Source organism: Mycolicibacterium elephantis DSM 44368 (assembly GCF_004014805.1).
Lineage (GTDB): Bacteria > Actinomycetota > Actinomycetes > Mycobacteriales > Mycobacteriaceae > Mycobacterium > Mycobacterium elephantis.
Genome location: NZ_ATDN01000001.1, coordinates 468,942 through 486,452, shown reverse-complemented (window position 1 = coordinate 486,452; position 17,511 = coordinate 468,942). Strand labels below are relative to the sequence as shown.

The following is a 17,511-nucleotide window of genomic DNA, read 5'->3' as shown; positions in this document are numbered from 1 at the left end:
CCGATGGACTCCGGCCCCGATCGCCTCGACCTGCGCCTGGTGCCCGCGGCGCTGACCTGCTGGGCGGTGACGGCGGCCGGAATCCTTTGGCACGTCACTGGATTGGTCGCCGCGGCGATCACCGCTGTCGTGCTGACGGCGGCGGCCGGGTGGCTCGGTGATGGCCACCGCGGAGTCGACGCCGACCGCGCCGCGATCCGGGCGGCTGTCGTCGCCGTCGCCGTGGTCGGCGCGACGTACTCGATTGCGGTCGGGCTGCGGGTCGACGAGCAGCGCAGGCACCCGATCACCGCGCGGTACGGCACGGTCGCCGCGGCCGTCGTGACGCCGAGTGAAAGCCCTCGGGTACTGGGTGGCAACCGGGCGATGTTCCGCGGAACGTTGTCGACGCTCGACGGAAACAAGATGACCGGCCGGGTCGTCGTGTTCACCTCGGCGGTCGCGGTCGCAGACCTCTCGGCGGGCCAGCCCGCCGGCTTCCGCGCCAGGATCAGTCGGCCGACCCGTCGCGACCTGTCCGTCGCGGTGTTGTCCGCCACGGGCGAGATCGCCCGCGGGCAGGCGTCGCCGATCCAGCGAGCCGCACACGGGGTTCGCCGCGGTTTCGCCGACGACTCACGTCAGGTGCTGCCCGCCGACCAGGCCGCGATGCTGCCCGCGCTGGTGTTGGGCGACACCTCGTCGGTGAGTGCGCAGACCACCGCCGAATTCCGCGCGTCAGGCCTGACTCACCTCACCGCGGTGTCGGGGGCCAACGTCACCATCGTCTGCGGTGCTGTGCTGTTGGGCGCTGGGCTGATCGGTCCGCGGGCAGCGGTCGTGCTGGCCGGGCTGGTGTTGGTGGCCTTCGTCGTCGTGGTGCAGCCATCGGCCAGCGTGCTGCGCGCGGCGGTCATGGGCGGGATCACGTTGCTGGCGTTGCTCTCTCACCGGCGCCGCCAGGCGATGCCGGCGCTGGCGGCCAGCGTGCTGGTGTTGATGGCCGCCTCGCCGGAACTCGCGGTCGACGTCGGCTTCGCGCTGTCGGTGTCGGCGACGGCGGCCCTGGTGGTACTGGCCCCGTACTGGTCACGACGCCTGGTCGGCCGGGGGTGGCCCAAGCCGCTGGCCGACGCGGTGACCGTGGCCGTCGCCGCCCAGCTTGTCACCGCCCCGTTGGTGGCCGGGGTCTCGGGCCGGTTCAGCGTGGTCGCCGTCGGGGCGAACCTGGCTGCGGCCGCGGTGATCCCGCCGATCACCGTGATCGGCACCGCGGCGGCGGCGCTCGGTGCGCTCTGGCCGGCGGGCGCGCAACTGCTCATCCGGTTCACCGGGCCCGAGCTGTGGTGGTTGTTGCGGGTGGCGCGCTGGGCGGCGGCCGTGCCCGGTGCGTGGCTGCCGGTGCCGTCGGGCCTGCTGGGGGTCGTGACGGTCGCGGCGAGCGGCGTCCTGGGCACGCTTGCGTGGCGATGGCGGTCGGTGCGGATCGCGGTGTGCGCTGCCGCGATCTGCCTGGTGGCGTGGACGGTGTCGGACATGTCGGCCGGACATGACACGATCGGGGAGTGAGTCAAGAGGTTTCGCGGTTGCACCTGGTCCTCGGTGACGAGGAGCTGCTGGTCGAACGGGCGGTGGCGGCTGTGCTGCGTGCGGCCCGCAAGAGCGCGGGCACGGCCGACGTGCCGGTCGACCGGCTGCGCGCCGGGGAGGTCAGCGCCAGTGAACTCGCCGAGCTGCTCAGCCCGTCGTTGTTCGCCGACGAACGGGTGGTGGTGCTGGAGTCGGCGGGGGAGGCCGGTAAGGACGCGGTCGCCGTCATCGCCGCCGCGGCGGCCGACCTGCCGCCCGGCACCATGCTCGTCGTCGTGCACTCCGGCGGCGGCCGCGCCAAGGCCCTCGCGGATCAACTCAAAAAGCTTGGCGCACAGGTGCATCCATGTGCCCGGATCACCAAGCCGCGTGAGCGCGCCGACTTCGTGCGGGCCGAGTTCCGCGCGTTGAAAACCAAGGTCGACGACGACACCGTCACCGCCGTGCTCGACGCGGTCGGCTCGGACATCCGCGAGCTGGCGTCGGCGTGTTCACAGCTGGTCGCCGACACCGGCGGCGCGGTTACCGCCGCGGCGGTGCGCCGCTATCACTCGGGCAAAGCGGAGGTGAAGGGTTTCGACATCGCCGACAAAGCGGTCGTCGGCGACGTCGCGGGCGCCGCCGAGGCGCTGCGGTGGGCGATGATGAGCGGCGAGCCCCAGGTGGTGCTGGCCGACGCGTTGGCCGAGGCCGTGCACACCATCGCCCGGGTGGCCCCGCTGTCCGGGGACCCCTACCGGCTGGCGTCGGAGTTGGGCATGCCGCCGTGGCGGGTGCAGAAGGCGCAAAAGCAGGCGCGGCGGTGGTCGCGGGCGTCGGTGGCCGAGGCGATGCGCCTCGTCGCGGCGCTGAACGCCGACGTCAAGGGCGCCGCAGCCGACGCCGATCACGCGCTGGAATCGACGGTGCGCAAAGTCGCCGAACTAGCGGCGGACTGAAAAGACTGCAGAAGTAACGCGGCGGCGGCTCAGAGCTTGTTGAACGCGCGGGCCAACGCCGACTTGCGGTTGGCGGCCTGGTTCTTGTGGATGACGCCCTTGCTGGCGGCCTTGTCCAGCTGACGGCTGGTGGACAGCAGCAGCTCGCCGGCCTTCTCCTTGTCGCCGGCGTCGACGGCCGCCCGGAATCCGCGCACCGCGGTGTGAAGCGACGACTTCACCGACTTGTTGCGCAGCCTGCGCTTCTCGTTGGTGCGGTTGCGCTTCATCTGCGACTTGATGTTGGCCACGCGGATATTCCTTCGTAAATCTCGACTGGGTTGGGCAAGTCTGTGGGCGCCCGACCTACGGGCAGCGACTGCTCAGGGTACCAGCGAGCACCGCAAACCCCCAAAGCGAGGCCCGCTGGCCTGCCGCTATGGGTCAGCTGGGCTTCACGCCGACGCCGGGGTGCACCTCGACGCGGTGCAGGTCGTCACCCAACTCGATCTGCCGGTCGAACGCCGAGGCGGCCAGCGCGCGCCACTCGTCCTCCTGACCCGGTTCAATCGCCGGGACGTAGTGGGTGAGGATGAGGATGCCGACCCCGGCGCGGGCCGCGGTCGCCGCGGCCTCCTCGACCGAGGAGTGGTAGTCGCAGATGTCGCGCAGGCGCTGCATCGGCAGCGCGTCGATCAGGTCTTTTCGGATCACCGTGTGCACAAGCGCGCCCGCGCCCGCGGCCAGCTTGTCGAGGCTTTCGCACGGGACGGTGTCGCCGGCCAGCACCACCGACGCGTCGGCGTGCTCGACGCGGAAACCGATCGTCGGGGCGACCGGCCGGTGATCGGTCGGGGCCGCCGTGATCGTCACGCCGTCGTGGTTCCACACCACGCCGTCGGTGTACTCATGCACCTCGACCGGGGGCGGGGATGTCAGGTCGTCATGGTGTGCGATCCGGTAGCCGATGTCGAAGCCGAACGCTTTGAGCGTGGCGTCGACCACCTCGGCGGTACCCGGCGGTCCGATGATCGGAAATGGCGGCTGGTCGGGGGTGAACGTGGTGACCCAGCGGCTGATGATCAGGTCGCCCAGGTCGGCGATGTGGTCGCTGTGCAGGTGCGTCAGCAGCAGCGCGGCCAGCCCGTTGGCGCCGGCACCCGCGGCCGTCATGCGCTGCTGCACGCCGCGACCGCAGTCGATGAGGAACGTCTGCCCTCCAGCGCGCACCAGCGTCGACGGGCCCGCCCGGTTCGCGTCGGGAATCGGACTTCCAGTTCCGAGCAGCGTCACCTCGATCATGGCCCCACATATACCTGACGGTTGTGTCAAAAGTGCGCTATTGGCTCGATCGAAATCCAGTGTGGCGACGAGCAATTCATGATCACCCTCGACGGACCGCTGCACAGAGCGCTCGTGTCGCCGCTTTCACGTGGGCTGTTTCGGGCGGTGCCGCGGCCGTGACACGCGGCCGCGATTTTGGGACAGCAATGCCAAAACCTTTCGCGTTTCGTCCCTCCGACCTAGCCTGATGTGAGGAAGATCACTGAAACGGAGGCATCGATGCGGATCGCGGACGTATTGCGCAACAAGGGTGCGTCGGTGGCGACCATCACCCCCGAGACTTCGGTCGCGGGGCTGCTGACTGAGCTGAGCGTGCACAACATCGGCGCGATGGTGGTGGTTTCGCCGGATGGTTTGGTCGGCATCGTGTCCGAACGCGACGTCGTGCGCGCGTTGCAGAAACGAGGCGCCGAGCTGCTCCCACGGCCGGTGTCAGAGATCATGTCCACGCTGGTGGCGACCTGTTCACCCAATGATTCGGTGGACAGCCTCAGCGCGCTGATGACCACCAACCGGGTGCGTCATGTCCCGGTGATGGAGAACGGCCGACTCGCCGGAATCGTCAGCATCGGCGACGTGGTCAAGACCCGGATGGAGGAGCTGGAGGCACAGCAGGAGCAGCTGGAGGCCTACATCACCCAGGGCGGCTGATGCCGTTCGCCATCGACGTCCGACCCCCCCGAAAAGCCGATATCCGGCACTTGGCCGGCACGTTGGGCCGCGCCTTCTACGACGACCCCGTGATGCGGTGGATGCTGCCCGACGACCGCCGTCGGGCCGGCGGGTTGGGGCGGATGTTCGCGGCCATGACGCGCCACCACTTCCTGGCCGGCGGCGGCGTCGAGGTCGCGCTCGGCTCCGACGGCATCGGCGCGGCCGCGCTGTGGGACCCGCCGGGGCGCTGGAAGCAGTCGCCGGTCGAAGAGCTCCGGATGATGCCCGGCTTCCTGCTCGCGATGGGCACAGGTGCGCGCCGCGGACGCCAGATCTCCGAGCTGATGAAGGAACGTCATCCCGAGGAGCCGCACTGGTATCTGGGGGTAGCGTCCGGCCGCCTTACCTTGGTTGACCTGGCCTTTTGGCCCGGCTCGTCGAGGATACCACGAAGCACAGCGCACTATCCCTAGAAACCCGCTCGGGTTACCCTTTGCTGGTGACCAACCTGCCCGAACTACTAGAGTCCTGGCGGCTCGCCATGCGCGCCGAACACAAGGCACCCGGCACCGTCCGCACCTACACCGCCGGAATCACCGCATACCTACGCTGGTGCGCAGCCACCGGCCGCCCGGCGGTCCTCACCGCCGAGGCCGCCCGAACCTTCATAGCCGACATGCTCGCCGCCGGAGCCCAACCAGCCACCGCGCACGCCCGCCACAAAGCGCTACGCCGATTCACCGCCTGGCTCACCGCCGAGGGCGAACTCGACGCCGACCCGCTCGCCGGGTCGCGGCCGCCGCGCCTCGACACCAAACTCGTCGACGCCCTCACCGACGACCAGCTCCGCGCCCTCATCGCCGCCTGCCACGGCAAAAAGTTCGTTGACCGCCGCGACGAGGCCGCCGTGCGGTTCATGGCCGAAACCGGCTCACGCGCCGCCGAAACCCTCGACATGACAGTGGGCGACGTCGACCTGGCGCGCGGCCTGGCCGCGATCCGACGCGGCAAAGGCGGCAAAGGCCGCACCGTGCCGTTCGGTGCGCAGACCGCCGCCGCCCTCGACCGCTACCTACGCGCCCGCCGCCAGCACCGGCTCGCCGACACGTCTGCGCTGTGGCTGGGCGGCGGCGGCAAAACGTTCGGCTACCACGGACTCGACGACGCGCTGAAACTCCGCGCCCGCGCCGCCGGAATCGACGGGTTCCACCTGCACCGGCTGCGCCACACCGCCGCAACCCGATGGCTGGCCGCCGGGGGTTCCGAGGGCGGCCTGATGGCTGTTGCGGGGTGGGCGCGCCGCGACATGATCGACCGCTACACCGGGGCGAGCGCGGCCGAGCGGGCCGCCGCCGAGGCGCGCACGCTGGGGCTCGGCGACCTGTAGAGGCCCAAAGGTTTCACTGGCGCTGCGCAATTCGTCAGCATCTAGATAGCGTCTAGACGCTGACGGCCCGGCCAAGATCGGGTTGATAGCACGGTGTTCAACGGGGACCGCTACTACACCACTTTGCCGCTTGCACACAGCATCGCCGACACAAAACCATGTGTCCCGTCCGCTGTGCTACACATGTTTTCAACCCGGCGGCCGCGCTATAAGACCTAGCTCACGAACCTTGGCGCGGACCCACCGACCGGGCTGGCTGCCCCGCCGCAAGCGGGGTGGGACGATCGGTTGTGCCGCAAGCAATCTGATCGGCCAACGTCATCTGACCCGAGTCGTGGGTGGTCGCAGATGAGAGGCCGGTCCAAGCGACGAATGACGCCTTGGATCGGAGCCCTTGAAATGTCGAAACTCACACCCGCCCAACGAGTTATGCGCGCACGCATCGCCGCCTTCGAATCATGGGCGCGCACACCGGACCGCGCAGCCCGCACCGCGAAAGCCCGCGCCGCAGCCGCAGCACGCTTCGAACGCCTCGCCGACCCCGAAGGTGTGCTACTGCCAGCCGAACGCGCCAAACGCGCAGAAGCACTCCGCAGAGCCCACTATCAACGCATGGCGTTCAAGTCCGCGCAGGTCCGGCGGCAACAAGCCACCGCCTAAAAAGAGCGTCGCCGCCGAGACCCACCAGGCCCCGGCGGCGACACCGCTCACGAAAACAATTCCCGCAACTCTCACCAGGAGTCTAGGAATGCCCCAACATGACAGACCATACCGCAGCCGTCGAGACACAACTCATCTGCGCCGCAGACGTGCAAACCCCAACCGCGCAAGCCATCGCCGCCTTCCAGCAGCGCGAAGCTGACTGGACATTCGACGCCGACGACATGACCGAAGACGAAATGCTCGAAGCGTTCGACGCGCTCACCGGCCGCAACACCCGCCAGCATCCGCTCGATTCGTACAGCGCCAACCCCGCCGCGCAAGCCGCAGTCACCGCCGGACTCAAACAGGCTGCGACGCCGAAACCGGCGCTACGCCTCGTCAAAGCGTCCAACATCGCCGTAGCCGTGACTGATTGGGCGTGGACGCACAACGGAGCCGGACGCATCCCAATTGCCGCGCTGACCCTGTTCGCCGGGCGTCCAGCCGCCGGAAAATCAACGTGCGCACGGTGGTTCGCCGCCGGATGGTCGGCAGGCACCCTGCCCGGCCACTGGGAAGGCCAACCCGTCAACGTCGCCTACATCGCCACCGAAGAACACTGGCAATCCGTTGTGGCACCGTCACTCAAGGCCGCCGGGGCCGACATGGAACGCGTTTTCTTCGTGCAGCGCGGCGACGACCCCGCCACCATCAAAGCCGCCGCCGACGAAGCCGAACTGACAGCCATGTTCGCGCAGCACGACATACGGGTCGTTGTGCTCGACCCGCTCATGTCGACACTGACCAGCGGCGCAGACCTGTACAAGTCCAACGAGATACGCGACGCCCTCGACCCGTGGGTGCGGATCGCCGAAAAAATCTGCGGCGTCGTGCTTGGCGTCACGCACCTTGTGAAAACCGCCACCAGCGGCGATATCGTCGCCGCGATCAACGGCAGCTCGGCGTTCGGCGAAGTAGCGCGCGCTGTGTTCGGATTCGCTGTCGACCGCCAAACCGACGACGGCACCCGCATCATGTCGCAGGGCAAGAACTCGGCCGGGCCCGCCGGGCTGAACCTCACCTACCGCATCGAACCGGCGGCGTTCGTCGCCGACGACGACCGCCGGGGCGAGGTCGCCCGGTTCGTCATGGGCGACCCCACCGAAACGTCCGTGAGCGACCTACTCATGGCCGAAGGGAAGCAGCAGCGCCCCATGTCGGCCGGGCAATGGCTCGACGCCTGGTTCGACACCCACCCCGACACGGCCTGGCTCCCAGTGGCCGAGGTCGTGTCGGCCGGACAACGGTTCGGCCACACCGAGAAAGCGCTCGCCCTCGCGAGGGACCGCCGGGGATACCGCACACACAAGGACGGGCTGGCCTGGCACTGGGGCCGTTCCGACGCGAAACCGTTCAACGACACAGGCGGGCCGATTCGTCGCGGCCCCGGCGGCCGGTTCACAACAACGGAGCCGACCTCGTGAACGAGCACAGCAAACAAATCTGGCGCGTGTTCGGCCGCCGGGTCGATGAGTGCCTTACCGGAGGAAATGAGTGAGTGAGTGCCTTCGGTGCCACCAGGCCTTTTATCGGAATTTTATGAGTTTCTTCCGTTCTTCGGTGACACCTATTTTCGCAGCTCGCACCGAAGGCACTCACTCACTCAGTCTCGACACAAGGAGCACATGAGCCGACTGGGAACTACCAACCCGCCAGCAAACATCCCCAAGGTTGAAAGGAACCACATCGAAGTGAACGACACGACTGCCGCGCTCCTGCAAGCGATAGCCGCCGAGCCGTGCCCCGACTGCACCGCGCACGTTGAAATGCGCCGGGTCTCCGACCGCGTCCTCGTCGCCAACGTGATGCACGACGGCACCTGCCCCTGGTATCGGCAGCGTGTGCTCGCCGGGGTGCCGCGCCGGGAACGCCGCCGGATGCGCCGCCACGGAAGGGCAGCCGAATGAGCGAGAACATGCCCCCCACCCCGGCGGCCGCCGAATGGGTAGCCGTGCCCGGCTGGCCCGGCTACGAAATCGAGCTGCGTTGCGGCGCGGTGCGCAGCCTCGACCGGGTCGTGGTCGAGCGCAGCACCGGCAAGCACCGGCGGCTGACGGGCGTCGAACTGGTGCAGGTGCGCGACGTTCGAGGGCATCCGCAGGTGACGCTGTCGCACCGGGGCCGCCGCAAAGCGTTCCGCGTCGAGCGTCTCCTGGCCGCCGCCCGCAGCAGGTGCGGCTCGTGACCCGCCGCCGGTTGCGTGTCGACGAGCTGCCACGCAACGCCACACTGCGCGACTACTTGGCGGCTCACCGCGCCGACGTCGAGGACCAGGCCGCCGAGCAGAGCCGCACCAAGCGCCGCGAAGCCGACCGCCGCTACCGGCGGCGACGCAACCAACAACGCAAGGAAGGACACACCGCATGACAGATGCAGATGACCGGCGCGACCCGCTGCGCGCCGCGTTCGACGACTACCAGCCGCCGCCCAAGGAGCTGCCCAACCCCCGCCCGGCGGCCGACGTCGAGCGCCTGGCCGGACAAACCGTCGACGTGACGCATTACAGCGTCGACGCCGACGGGATCACCAGGCACCACGAGCGCGTGACTGTCACGCGCCCGATCACCGCTGAATCGAAAGGACCGCAGAATGACCGCTGAAACCCGCGCAGACGCGCCAGAAACCGGCGACCAGCCCGATACCCCACCCGACACGGATACGGCCGCCACGGACACGCTCAGCGCCGACACGGACACCCCGGCGGCCGACGACGCCCAGCACCAGGACGACGGCGGCGACGAGCACCAGGACGACGGCGACGACGGCAACGTCGTCGGCCGCCGCCTTAAGAAGCTGCGCCACGAAAACGCGACGCTGCGCCAACGCGCCAAGACCGCCGAGGCCACCGTGGAACACCTGCAGCGCCAGTCCGCCGACAAAGCGATCAAGGCCGCCGGGCTCAAACCTGCCGCCGTGTGGGCCATCGCCGAACTCGCCGACGTGCTCGACGGCCGCGGCGGCGTCGACGACAGGAAACTCGCGGCCGCGATCAAGCAAGCCGCCGAGCAGCTCGGCGTCCAACCACCCAAACGCCGCACACCGCGCCCCGGCGCGGGCAGCCCACTACGGTCCGGCGCAGGCATCCCCGAAGGCAAGCCACGCGGATTCGCCGACGCATTCGCACCAGCACACCGCAACAACACATAACGCGCGACACGACAGGCCCGGCCCGGCGGCGACGCTAGACTTGTTGCTGCTGGGCTGGCCTGGTCGCCGCCCGGCACTGTGCGAGCCCCGGCGGCCGCCGATCACCTTTGTTGATCCGCGCGCCGAACCGTGCGCGCCGCACGAAAGAGCCACAATGACCCTCATCACCACCACCACAGCCGATAAGGCGTGGGCCCCCGACGTTCACACGTTCGCGGCCGAAGACGTCACACCCGACGCGTTGATTCTGCGGACCGCGACCGTCTCCGGCGAAATCGACGGCGACGAACCGTCGTTGCGTGTCGCGTACGTCAGCGACGCCGACACCGCCGACTACGTCGACGAAGGCGCAGAAATCACCGAGGACGACCCGGCCCTCGACGAAGTCACCATTCAGACGAAGAAAATCTCGCGCTTGGTGCAGGTGTCCTCCGAGCAGCACCGCAAGCCCCGCACCGCCGAGCAGCTCGCGCACTCCGTCGCCCGCGACCTCGTCGCCAAAGCCGACCGCAGCTACTTGGGCGACGCCGACCCGGTCGGCCTGCTCAACGCCGCCGGTGTTGTCGACGGCGGCGCGATCGGCACCAGCCTCGACGCCCTAATCGACCTCGTCGCCCAGCTCGAAGCCAACGGGGCCACCCCCGGCGCGATCGTCCTCGACCCGCTCGGCTGGGCAGAGTTCCGCAAACTCAAAGTCGAAACCGACTCCAACGCAAGCCTTCTCGGCGCAGGCACCACCGACGCCCAGGCGCTCGTCCTGTCGCTGCCCGTCCTGCGGTCGCGGTTCATCCCGGCCCACAGCGGGCTGGTCGTCGACCCCGCCGCCATCGCCGCCGCCGTCGGCCCCGTCCGCATCGCCACCAGCGAGCACGCGCTGTTCGCCAGCGACAGCGTGCAAATCCGCGCAACGTGGCGCATCGGCTGGAAACCTGTACGCGCTGATCGGCTGGGCAAGTTCACCATCGGCGAGGCTGGCAGTTAAAGCAGCTTGTCGGGTGCGCGGCCCGCGCCTTCCCTTTTGGTGGTGCGTGAGTCAAGGCGCGGGAGCACCCGGCGGCGCGGAGCCGAGGACCGGCCGCACCGTTCGCCCGGTGGCGACAGGTCCGTCCGCGTCGCGGCCGACCGTCGAGTCATTAGCGTGCGCTCGACGGTCGGCCACACCGCACCGGCCTGGCCGTCGTGGCCGTTCCTCGACGGCCAGGCCAACACCCCAGGGGGTAGCCCCCGCACCCCCCCCGTCCCGCACCTCGACGGCTTAGGCGGGCTTCCCTCTCCCAGCCTGAAACATGTTGACCTATTGGAAGGTTCACCCATGACGAATACGCCCGATACTGAGGTTCCCGACGGTTTGAAATGGTCGGGCCGCCGCTTGTGGTTGGCCGTCGTCGACGACTACGACGAGTTGACCCAGCACGAGACCGCCCTGTTGTTGCAGGCGTGTCGCACGGTCGATCTGCTCGACCAGTTGCAGGCCCGGTTGGATGCTGACGGCGCGATCGTCGACTCCCCGCAGGGGTTGAAGGCGCACCCGGCGGCCGCCGAGTTGCGGCAGCAGCGGATCACGTTGGCGCGTCTGGTTGCGGCGCTCGGCTTGCCTACTGGTGTCGTCGAGGACGGCGACGAGCAGAAGAAGCGGCAGCGCCGGTCGGCGCGTGGCGTGTATCAGGCGAATGTGGGTGCGCCGTGAGACGCCGCCGCGACCCCGAGCAGGTCGACCCCATCGCGGTGGCTGCGGCGACGCCGGACGCGCCGTTTGACCCCTGCGAGTTGTTGACGTTCGACGGGGTGCAGTGCGGCTCGTGGGAGGCGCTGGCGGCTATGCAGGCCGCGCGGCGGGACCAGCTCGGCGGGGGGCGTGTCGATGCCTGAAATCGGTTTGACGAATTTCACGCCGTGGAGCCACCCGCGTCTCGCGCAAATTGCTGCATGGATTGCAGCAGGCAATCCGTATCCGAGCCCAAGCCGGTGGCCCAACTCGGCGGCCGACGACTGGGGGTTGCCGGACCCTCCCGACAGCATTCGCCGCTTCTGGGGTGCCAGATACGTGCAGTATCACACCGGGCCGCCGGGGCCGGATGGTTTCGACAACCTGGCCCCGTTCGACGTTTATGAGTCCACGGAACCTCTTGACGACCCCGTCAGGCCGAAAAGGGCGGCTGCGCGTGCAGCGGTGCGGCCAGCCCGCCCAATCTTCGCCCCCGGTGTCGTCGCCCATGCCGCCGAATACCCTGCCCGCTATCAGCGTTTGTTCTCTGAGTCGGCGGTCATTACTCACCTAAGCGTGTGGGCCAACCCACGGCTGACGGATCATCCACCCGGCCGTCAACATGCGATTTACTCGGATCGCGGCACGTTCTTTCAGTGGTCCGCAGAGTTGGCTACTCCGGTTGTCGTTGATCCCGGCGCGGTGCTGATCCTCGACACGGCTGGCGTGTTGGACGTGATACCGGCAGCGCCCGGCGACCCCACCTATGTGCCGGTGGCGTCGACGTATCCGGTTGGTGTGTTCGCTGATTGGGGGATCGGCTTCGAGGTCACCAGCGGCGCGATCATTCGAGACGTTGCGGTCGGGTCGGGTGAGGGCAACTTTTACGGCGGCGGCGTGTATTTGACGCCGATGAGCACGCTTCGGCATCGCGCGATCGTGACGGCGGCCAATGTTGTTGGCTTGCCGAACAATCGGGGTGTTGGCTGCGGTGTGCACGGCTCGGATGACGAGTTCACCGACGGCGTGTTTTGCACGGTGGATTCTGCTGCGGCGTCGAACCCGCCGTCGTGCGAATTGTTCGTCAAGGCCGGGGCGTCGATCACTGCGGTGGCGTCGTCGAACGATGACACCGACAACAACACGAAGATCGAATTGCGGCCGTCCCTGTCGGGCGGGGTGTGGACGTACACCGTGTTTAAGGACGGTGCGGCGTCGTGCGCCTGGACTGACAGCGAGCACGTGGTGACGCCCGGCGTGTTTACGTGTTTCGCGTTTCAGCATCGCCGCGCGTCTGGTGTCGAGTTGTTCTCTGATGGGATAAGGGATTTCACCGCCCAGGACTACTAAGACAAGCGAACGCCCGGCCGGGAGGCTGGCCGGGCGTTCGTGTCGATGAGCGTTACGTGCGCGCCACCACGCTGTCGGATAAGTGCGCCGGGTCGATGACGTACTCGGACTCGCCGCGCACCTTGTCGCCGATGTACGCGAGCAGCCAGCCCGGCTGCGCCGTCACCTTGTAGACGTTGCCGACGCCGCCGCCGAGGTTGCGCGCGGCGAACCAGCGGGCCTGCTCGTGGTCTGCGGTCCACGACATGCCGAATCGGCGCTCAGGGTGGCAGCCCCGGTAGACAGTGACCGGGTGCGCCGGACGCTCTGCGGGGGCCGTGTTGTGCGTGTATCCGGCCTCGGTGAACAGGTCGACCCAAACGTCGATCGCGTCGGCCGGGAACTCGCACAGCGACCACACCTCGGCGACAGCGCCGGGATACGCGGATAGGTCGACCGCCCCAGCGAGCCACAGGTCGTGCAGCAGCTTGGGTGCGTCGTTGCGGCCCACATGCCCGCACGCCGTCGAGAACTGCTCGGCGGTCAACTGGCCGTCGTAGCTGTAGCTTCCGGCCGTGTCGATGTGCAGGCCGGAAATCCACCACGGTTCGCGCCGCATCTACCGTGTGCCCCTTTCGTCCGCGCGCCCCACGTTGGCGGGGTGGCGTTGCTTGGCAGCCTCGCGCGCCCACTGCTCGACCTGGTTGGCTGCGTCGAGCAGCGCGAGCGCGGCCGCGCGTGCTTCGTCGAACGTCAACGGTCTGCGTTCGGGCAGCGACACATGCACGCCGGGGTGTTCGCCGTCGGTGTCGAGGATCGCCCCGGCGGCGGTCACAGTGCAGGATGCGCGCACTGCGACCGCATCGGCTGCGCACTGGTCCGGCGCGAACACGACCCGGCGGCCCTCGTCGCCCGGTGGCCGGTAGTCGACGCAGAAGTCGCACACCCGGTCGGGGCTGCGGGTGGGCACGGTGCAGTAGCGGCAGTTGACGGTCGACGGTTGTTGCATGGTGTCTCCTTGTCCCGGCGGCCGGGGTTAGCTGACCCGAAGATACCTACACGCACAGCGTTTGGCGTTGCTGCTGCACCGCGCGTTAAAGCACAGCGCACACGGCGCGAATACCGCACTGGTATCTGGGTGTGATCGGCAGCGATCCCAGCGTGCGCGGCGGCGGGTTCGGGCGGGCCCTGATGCAGTCCCGACTGGATCGGGTCGACGCCGAACACGCGCCGGCCTACCTGGAGTCCAGCAACCCCGACAACATTCCCTACTACCAGCGGTTCGGCTTCGAGGTCACCGGCGAGATCACCCTGCCCGACGGCGGCCCGAAGATGTGGCCCATGTGGCGCGATCCGAGATAGGGCACCCACCCGCGAGCGGCGAGCGTGCGCAAACTTCGGGGTTTTACCGGCGTGTCGCCCTCAGACACGCACGCTCGCCCAAGGAAAAAAAGTGGGGTGTCAGCTCCAGGAGTACTCCGCGCGCAGCCGCGCGGCCACCAGGTCGAACTTCGCGCGTTCGAGGATCGCGCCCTCCCGCCGGATGCCTTCCTCGGGCACGTCGATCACCCGGTCCAGCCGCACCCAGCTCTGCCTGCTCTCGTAGTCCCACGAGCCGCTGCCGATGGCCACCCAGTTTGGGTCGTCGCGGTGATGTTCCTGGCTGGACAGCATCAGCCCCAGCAGCGTCGACCGGTCGCGCCCGACCACCAGTACAGGACGGTCTTTGCCCTGCGTCGGGTCGTCCTCGTAGACCACCCAGGTCCACACGATCTCGCCGGGGTCGGCGCGGCCGTCGAGGTCCGGGGCGTAGACCAGCTTGCGGGCCCGCTGGGCGGTCGGCACGAAGTTCTTGCTGACGGGCCGGCCTGTCGTGATCGCCGGGGCTTCCTCGCGCGAAGTGCCCGCGATCGCCTCCAGACCGATCCGGATGCCCTGTTGGAGACCGCGCTGCACGGTCTCGGATTGACCGATCTGACGGATGAATCTCGGCGCCTCGTTGAACACCAAATTCTCCGCAAACCTCTGAAAGGTCTTCCACGGCGGAGCCATATTGCCGAGCATAAGCCAAGGCGCACAGCCGCGATTGTGCTGACCGGCGCCTCCCTGGATACCCTGGTAGTCGACATAGTCCGCCTCGCCAGGAGATTCCCATCAGCAGCTTCGCCGACCAGACCTTCACCGCGCCGGCGCAGATTCGGAACTTCTGCATCATCGCCCACATCGATCACGGCAAGTCGACGCTGGCCGACCGGATGCTGCAATTGACCGGCGTCGTCGACGACCGCACGATGCGGGCGCAGTACCTGGACCGGATGGACATCGAACGCGAGCGCGGCATCACGATCAAGGCCCAGAACGTCCGGCTGCCTTGGCAAGTCGATGGCACGGATTACGTGCTGCATTTGATCGACACCCCGGGCCACGTCGACTTCACCTACGAGGTGTCGCGGGCGTTGGAGGCGTGCGAGGGTGCGGTGCTGCTGGTGGACGCCGCCCAGGGCATCGAGGCCCAGACCCTGGCCAACCTTTATCTGGCGCTGGATCGCGACCTGGTGATCATCCCGGTGCTCAACAAGATCGACCTGCCCGCCGCCGACCCGGATCGCTATGCCGCCGAGATCGCCCACATCATCGGCTGCGAACCCGAGGACGTGCTGCGGGTCTCGGGCAAGACCGGCGACGGGGTCCCCGACCTGCTCGACCACATCGTGCGCGAGGTGCCGCCGCCCACCGGCGACGCCGACGCGCCCGCACGGGCGATGATCTTCGACTCGGTCTATGACACCTACCGCGGTGTGGTGACCTATGTCCGCGTCGTCGACGGCAAGATCGTGCCGCGCGAGCGGATCAAGATGATGTCCACCGGCGCCACCCACGAACTTCTCGAGGTCGGCATCGTCTCCCCGGAACCCAAGCCCGCCGACGGCCTCGGCGTCGGGGAGGTCGGCTATCTGATCACCGGCGTCAAAGACGTGCGCCAGTCCAAGGTCGGTGACACCGTGACGACCGCGCGCGACGGCGCCGCCGAGCCGCTGACGGGCTACCGCGAGCCCAAGCCCATGGTGTATTCCGGGCTGTATCCGGTCGACGGCTCCGACTATCCGGACCTGCGCGACGCGCTGGACCGCCTGCAGCTCAACGACGCCGCGCTGACGTGGGAGCCCGAGACGTCGGTGGCGCTCGGATTCGGTTTCCGCTGCGGCTTCCTCGGGCTGCTGCACATGGAGATCACCCGCGAGCGCCTCGAGCGCGAGTTCAACCTCGACCTGATCTCCACCTCACCCAACGTCGTGTACCGCGTTGTGACCGAAGACGGTTCGGAACAACTGGTGACCAACCCGTCGGACTGGCCGGGGGGCAAGCAGCGCGCCGTGTACGAGCCCGTCGTCAAGACGACCATCATCGCGCCCAGCGAGTTCATCGGCGCGATCATGGAACTGTGCCAGTCGCGCCGGGGCGAGCTCGCCGGCATGGACTACCTGTCGCCCGAGCGCGTCGAGCTGCGCTACACGATGCCGTTGGGCGAGATCATCTTCGACTTCTTCGACTCGCTGAAATCCCGCACCCGCGGGTACGCCAGCCTCGACTACGAAGAGGCCGGCGAGCAGGAGGCCGATCTGGTCAAGGTCGACATCCTGCTGCAGGGCGAGCCGGTCGACGCGTTCTCGGCGATCGTGCACAAGGACGCGGCGTACGCCTACGGCAACAAGATGACGACCAAGCTCAAGGAGCTCATCCCGCGTCAGCAGTTCGAAGTTCCGGTCCAGGCGGCGATCGGGTCCAAGATCATAGCTCGCGAAAACATCCGCGCGATCCGCAAAGACGTGCTATCGAAGTGCTACGGCGGTGACATCAGCCGTAAGCGCAAGCTGCTGGAGAAGCAGAAGGAAGGCAAGAAGCGGATGAAGACGATCGGGCGGGTCGAGGTGCCGCAGGAGGCGTTCGTCGCCGCCCTGTCCACCGACACGTCCGCCGACAAGGCCAAGAAGTAGGCATCCGATGCATCCGCGCGCGACGACGGCCGCTGCGCTGAGCGCGTGCGTGGTTCTCGCCGGGTGTGCGACGCAGGTCGCCGACGCCCCCGCTGTGCACATCTCCGAGGTCGTCAAGCCGTCGCCGGTGCGCGCGCTCGACCAGGTGTTGCCCACCTCCGACGAACTGGCCACGATGCTGGGCGCCGTCGGGTTGATGGGGCCGCTCGTCTCGGGCGGAGCCGACATGCTGCTGCACAGCGTCGGGGCGGCCGAAGCGACGCCCGCCGACTGTGTCAGCACGGCCTATCGGCTGCAGAAGGTGGTGTATGACGCCGGTTCGGCGCGCACCGTCGCCAGTCGGTCGTGGGCGGGCGGAGACGCCGACGGCCCGTCGTCGACGGGATCTTTCGGGGTGGTTCAGTTCGCCAACCCCGACGACGCGCAGGAGTTCTTCGCCGCCGCGGCCGACAAGTGGCACCGCTGCAACGGGCAGACGCTGGTGCTGCGCCGACCCGACGCCCACACGGACGGCGCCAGCAGGATCACCGACGTGGACATCGACCGCAGAACGGTGTCGGCGGTCGTGATGCACGACGCCGGGTCGACGGTTCAGCGTGCGCTGGGTGTGGCGTCGGATTGTGTTGTGGACGTGGAGATTTCGGACACCGCAGGTGCGGGCCCGACGGGCGCGCAGGACGCGGTTTCCGTCGCCAACCTGATGTTGCAGAAGATCGGAATCTCGTGACGCACGCGACGGCCACGGTTTCCCGGGCAGTCGCC

The 17,511-nt window shown here is 68.3% G+C and carries 22 protein-coding genes and 2 pseudogenes; 19 read left to right on the top strand and 5 right to left on the bottom strand.

Features of this window, described 5'->3' with window-relative positions; translation table 11 throughout:
* Positions 1 to 3 precede the first annotated feature (3 nt).
* Positions 4 to 1,548, top strand: coding sequence for a ComEC/Rec2 family competence protein (locus tag MELE44368_RS02295; protein WP_128107015.1), 1,545 nt, complete (start codon positions 4 to 6; stop codon positions 1,546 to 1,548).
* Entirely contained in the window at positions 1,545 to 2,507 is a 963-nt protein-coding gene (holA, locus tag MELE44368_RS02290) for a DNA polymerase III subunit delta (RefSeq protein WP_046753716.1), read from the top strand. The genes MELE44368_RS02295 and holA overlap by 4 nt, the downstream gene beginning before the upstream one ends.
* Positions 2,508 to 2,536: 29 nt before the next feature.
* On the opposite strand, the gene rpsT is transcribed toward holA, so the two are convergent.
* A complete protein-coding gene (rpsT, locus tag MELE44368_RS02285; protein WP_046753717.1) occupies positions 2,537 to 2,797 on the bottom strand; it encodes a 30S ribosomal protein S20 in 261 nt (86 codons plus the stop codon).
* A 133-nt stretch (positions 2,798 to 2,930) separates the two neighbouring features.
* Positions 2,931 to 3,788: a ribonuclease Z gene (locus MELE44368_RS02280; RefSeq protein WP_064890530.1), complete on the bottom strand. Its 858-nt coding sequence runs from the start codon at positions 3,786 to 3,788 to the stop codon at positions 2,931 to 2,933.
* A gap of 261 nt (positions 3,789 to 4,049) precedes the next feature.
* Here MELE44368_RS02280 and MELE44368_RS02275 point away from each other — a divergent pair, with 261 nt between their 5' ends.
* From MELE44368_RS02275 to MELE44368_RS02210, 14 genes and pseudogenes are all read left to right on the top strand, one after another.
* Positions 4,050 to 4,481: a CBS domain-containing protein gene (locus MELE44368_RS02275; RefSeq protein ID WP_046753734.1), complete on the top strand. Its 432-nt coding sequence runs from the start codon at positions 4,050 to 4,052 to the stop codon at positions 4,479 to 4,481.
* Positions 4,481 to 4,873, top strand: a pseudogene (locus MELE44368_RS02270) (GNAT family N-acetyltransferase); the annotation flags it as partial. The gene MELE44368_RS02275 and the pseudogene MELE44368_RS02270, both read left to right, overlap by 1 nt.
* 110 nt (positions 4,874 to 4,983) lie before the next feature.
* Complete coding sequence (locus tag MELE44368_RS02265; protein ID WP_241566437.1) at positions 4,984 to 5,871, top strand: tyrosine-type recombinase/integrase; 888 nt, start codon at positions 4,984 to 4,986, stop codon at positions 5,869 to 5,871.
* A 429-nt stretch (positions 5,872 to 6,300) separates the two neighbouring features.
* Positions 6,301 to 6,531 (top strand): hypothetical protein, encoded by a 231-nt coding sequence (locus MELE44368_RS02260; protein ID WP_128106968.1) that lies wholly within the window; start codon positions 6,301 to 6,303, stop codon positions 6,529 to 6,531.
* Positions 6,532 to 6,629: 98 nt separating this feature from the next.
* Positions 6,630 to 7,997 carry an AAA family ATPase gene (locus MELE44368_RS02255; RefSeq protein WP_128106967.1) on the top strand — a complete coding sequence of 456 codons (1,368 nt, stop codon included), beginning with the start codon at positions 6,630 to 6,632 and terminating at the stop codon, positions 7,995 to 7,997.
* A gap of 201 nt (positions 7,998 to 8,198) precedes the next feature.
* Positions 8,199 to 8,480 (top strand): hypothetical protein, encoded by a 282-nt coding sequence (locus MELE44368_RS02250; protein ID WP_128106966.1) that lies wholly within the window; start codon positions 8,199 to 8,201, stop codon positions 8,478 to 8,480.
* Positions 8,477 to 8,758 carry a hypothetical protein gene (locus MELE44368_RS02245; protein ID WP_128106965.1) on the top strand — a complete coding sequence of 94 codons (282 nt, stop codon included), beginning with the start codon at positions 8,477 to 8,479 and terminating at the stop codon, positions 8,756 to 8,758. The genes MELE44368_RS02250 and MELE44368_RS02245 overlap by 4 nt, the downstream gene beginning before the upstream one ends.
* Positions 8,755 to 8,940, top strand: a complete 186-nt coding sequence (locus tag MELE44368_RS02240) for a hypothetical protein (protein WP_128106964.1) — start codon at positions 8,755 to 8,757, stop codon at positions 8,938 to 8,940. Before MELE44368_RS02245 ends, MELE44368_RS02240 begins: the two co-directional genes overlap by 4 nt.
* Complete coding sequence (locus MELE44368_RS02235) at positions 8,937 to 9,173, top strand: hypothetical protein (RefSeq protein WP_128106963.1); 237 nt, start codon at positions 8,937 to 8,939, stop codon at positions 9,171 to 9,173. Before MELE44368_RS02240 ends, MELE44368_RS02235 begins: the two co-directional genes overlap by 4 nt.
* The gene (locus tag MELE44368_RS02230; RefSeq protein WP_128106962.1) at positions 9,163 to 9,720 is read left to right on the top strand and encodes a hypothetical protein; all 558 of its coding nucleotides are present in this window, start codon (positions 9,163 to 9,165) and stop codon (positions 9,718 to 9,720) included. The genes MELE44368_RS02235 and MELE44368_RS02230 overlap by 11 nt, the downstream gene beginning before the upstream one ends.
* A 154-nt stretch (positions 9,721 to 9,874) precedes the next feature.
* Positions 9,875 to 10,702 (top strand): phage major capsid protein, encoded by an 828-nt coding sequence (locus MELE44368_RS02225; protein ID WP_128106961.1) that lies wholly within the window; start codon positions 9,875 to 9,877, stop codon positions 10,700 to 10,702.
* Positions 10,703 to 11,032: 330 nt separating this feature from the next.
* Complete coding sequence (locus MELE44368_RS02220; RefSeq protein ID WP_128106960.1) at positions 11,033 to 11,407, top strand: P27 family phage terminase small subunit; 375 nt, start codon at positions 11,033 to 11,035, stop codon at positions 11,405 to 11,407.
* Positions 11,404 to 11,589 carry a hypothetical protein gene (locus MELE44368_RS02215; RefSeq protein ID WP_128106959.1) on the top strand — a complete coding sequence of 62 codons (186 nt, stop codon included), beginning with the start codon at positions 11,404 to 11,406 and terminating at the stop codon, positions 11,587 to 11,589. The genes MELE44368_RS02220 and MELE44368_RS02215 overlap by 4 nt, the downstream gene beginning before the upstream one ends.
* A complete protein-coding gene (locus tag MELE44368_RS02210) occupies positions 11,582 to 12,775 on the top strand; it encodes a hypothetical protein (RefSeq protein ID WP_128106958.1) in 1,194 nt (397 codons plus the stop codon). Before MELE44368_RS02215 ends, MELE44368_RS02210 begins: the two co-directional genes overlap by 8 nt.
* Positions 12,776 to 12,827: 52 nt before the next feature.
* Here the strand turns inward: MELE44368_RS02210 and MELE44368_RS02205 are convergent, their stop codons facing one another.
* Positions 12,828 to 13,373: a hypothetical protein gene (locus MELE44368_RS02205; protein ID WP_128106957.1), complete on the bottom strand. Its 546-nt coding sequence runs from the start codon at positions 13,371 to 13,373 to the stop codon at positions 12,828 to 12,830.
* Entirely contained in the window at positions 13,374 to 13,763 is a 390-nt protein-coding gene (locus MELE44368_RS02200; protein WP_128106956.1) for a hypothetical protein, read from the bottom strand.
* Positions 13,764 to 13,861: 98 nt separating this feature from the next.
* On the opposite strand from MELE44368_RS02200, the pseudogene MELE44368_RS02195 reads away from it, so the two are divergent.
* Positions 13,862 to 14,116 (top strand): annotated as a pseudogene (locus MELE44368_RS02195) (GNAT family N-acetyltransferase); the annotation flags it as partial.
* Between the two features lie 99 nt (positions 14,117 to 14,215).
* Here MELE44368_RS02195 and MELE44368_RS02190 read toward each other — a convergent pair.
* Complete coding sequence (locus tag MELE44368_RS02190; protein ID WP_046753720.1) at positions 14,216 to 14,818, bottom strand: type II toxin-antitoxin system PemK/MazF family toxin; 603 nt, start codon at positions 14,816 to 14,818, stop codon at positions 14,216 to 14,218.
* Between the two features lie 83 nt (positions 14,819 to 14,901).
* On the opposite strand from MELE44368_RS02190, the gene lepA reads away from it, so the two are divergent.
* Positions 14,902 to 16,749 carry a translation elongation factor 4 gene (lepA, locus tag MELE44368_RS02185; protein WP_128106955.1) on the top strand — a complete coding sequence of 616 codons (1,848 nt, stop codon included), beginning with the start codon at positions 14,902 to 14,904 and terminating at the stop codon, positions 16,747 to 16,749.
* Between the two features lie 7 nt (positions 16,750 to 16,756).
* Entirely contained in the window at positions 16,757 to 17,476 is a 720-nt protein-coding gene (locus tag MELE44368_RS02180; protein ID WP_128106954.1) for a sensor domain-containing protein, read from the top strand.
* Positions 17,477 to 17,511: the final 35 nt, after the last annotated feature.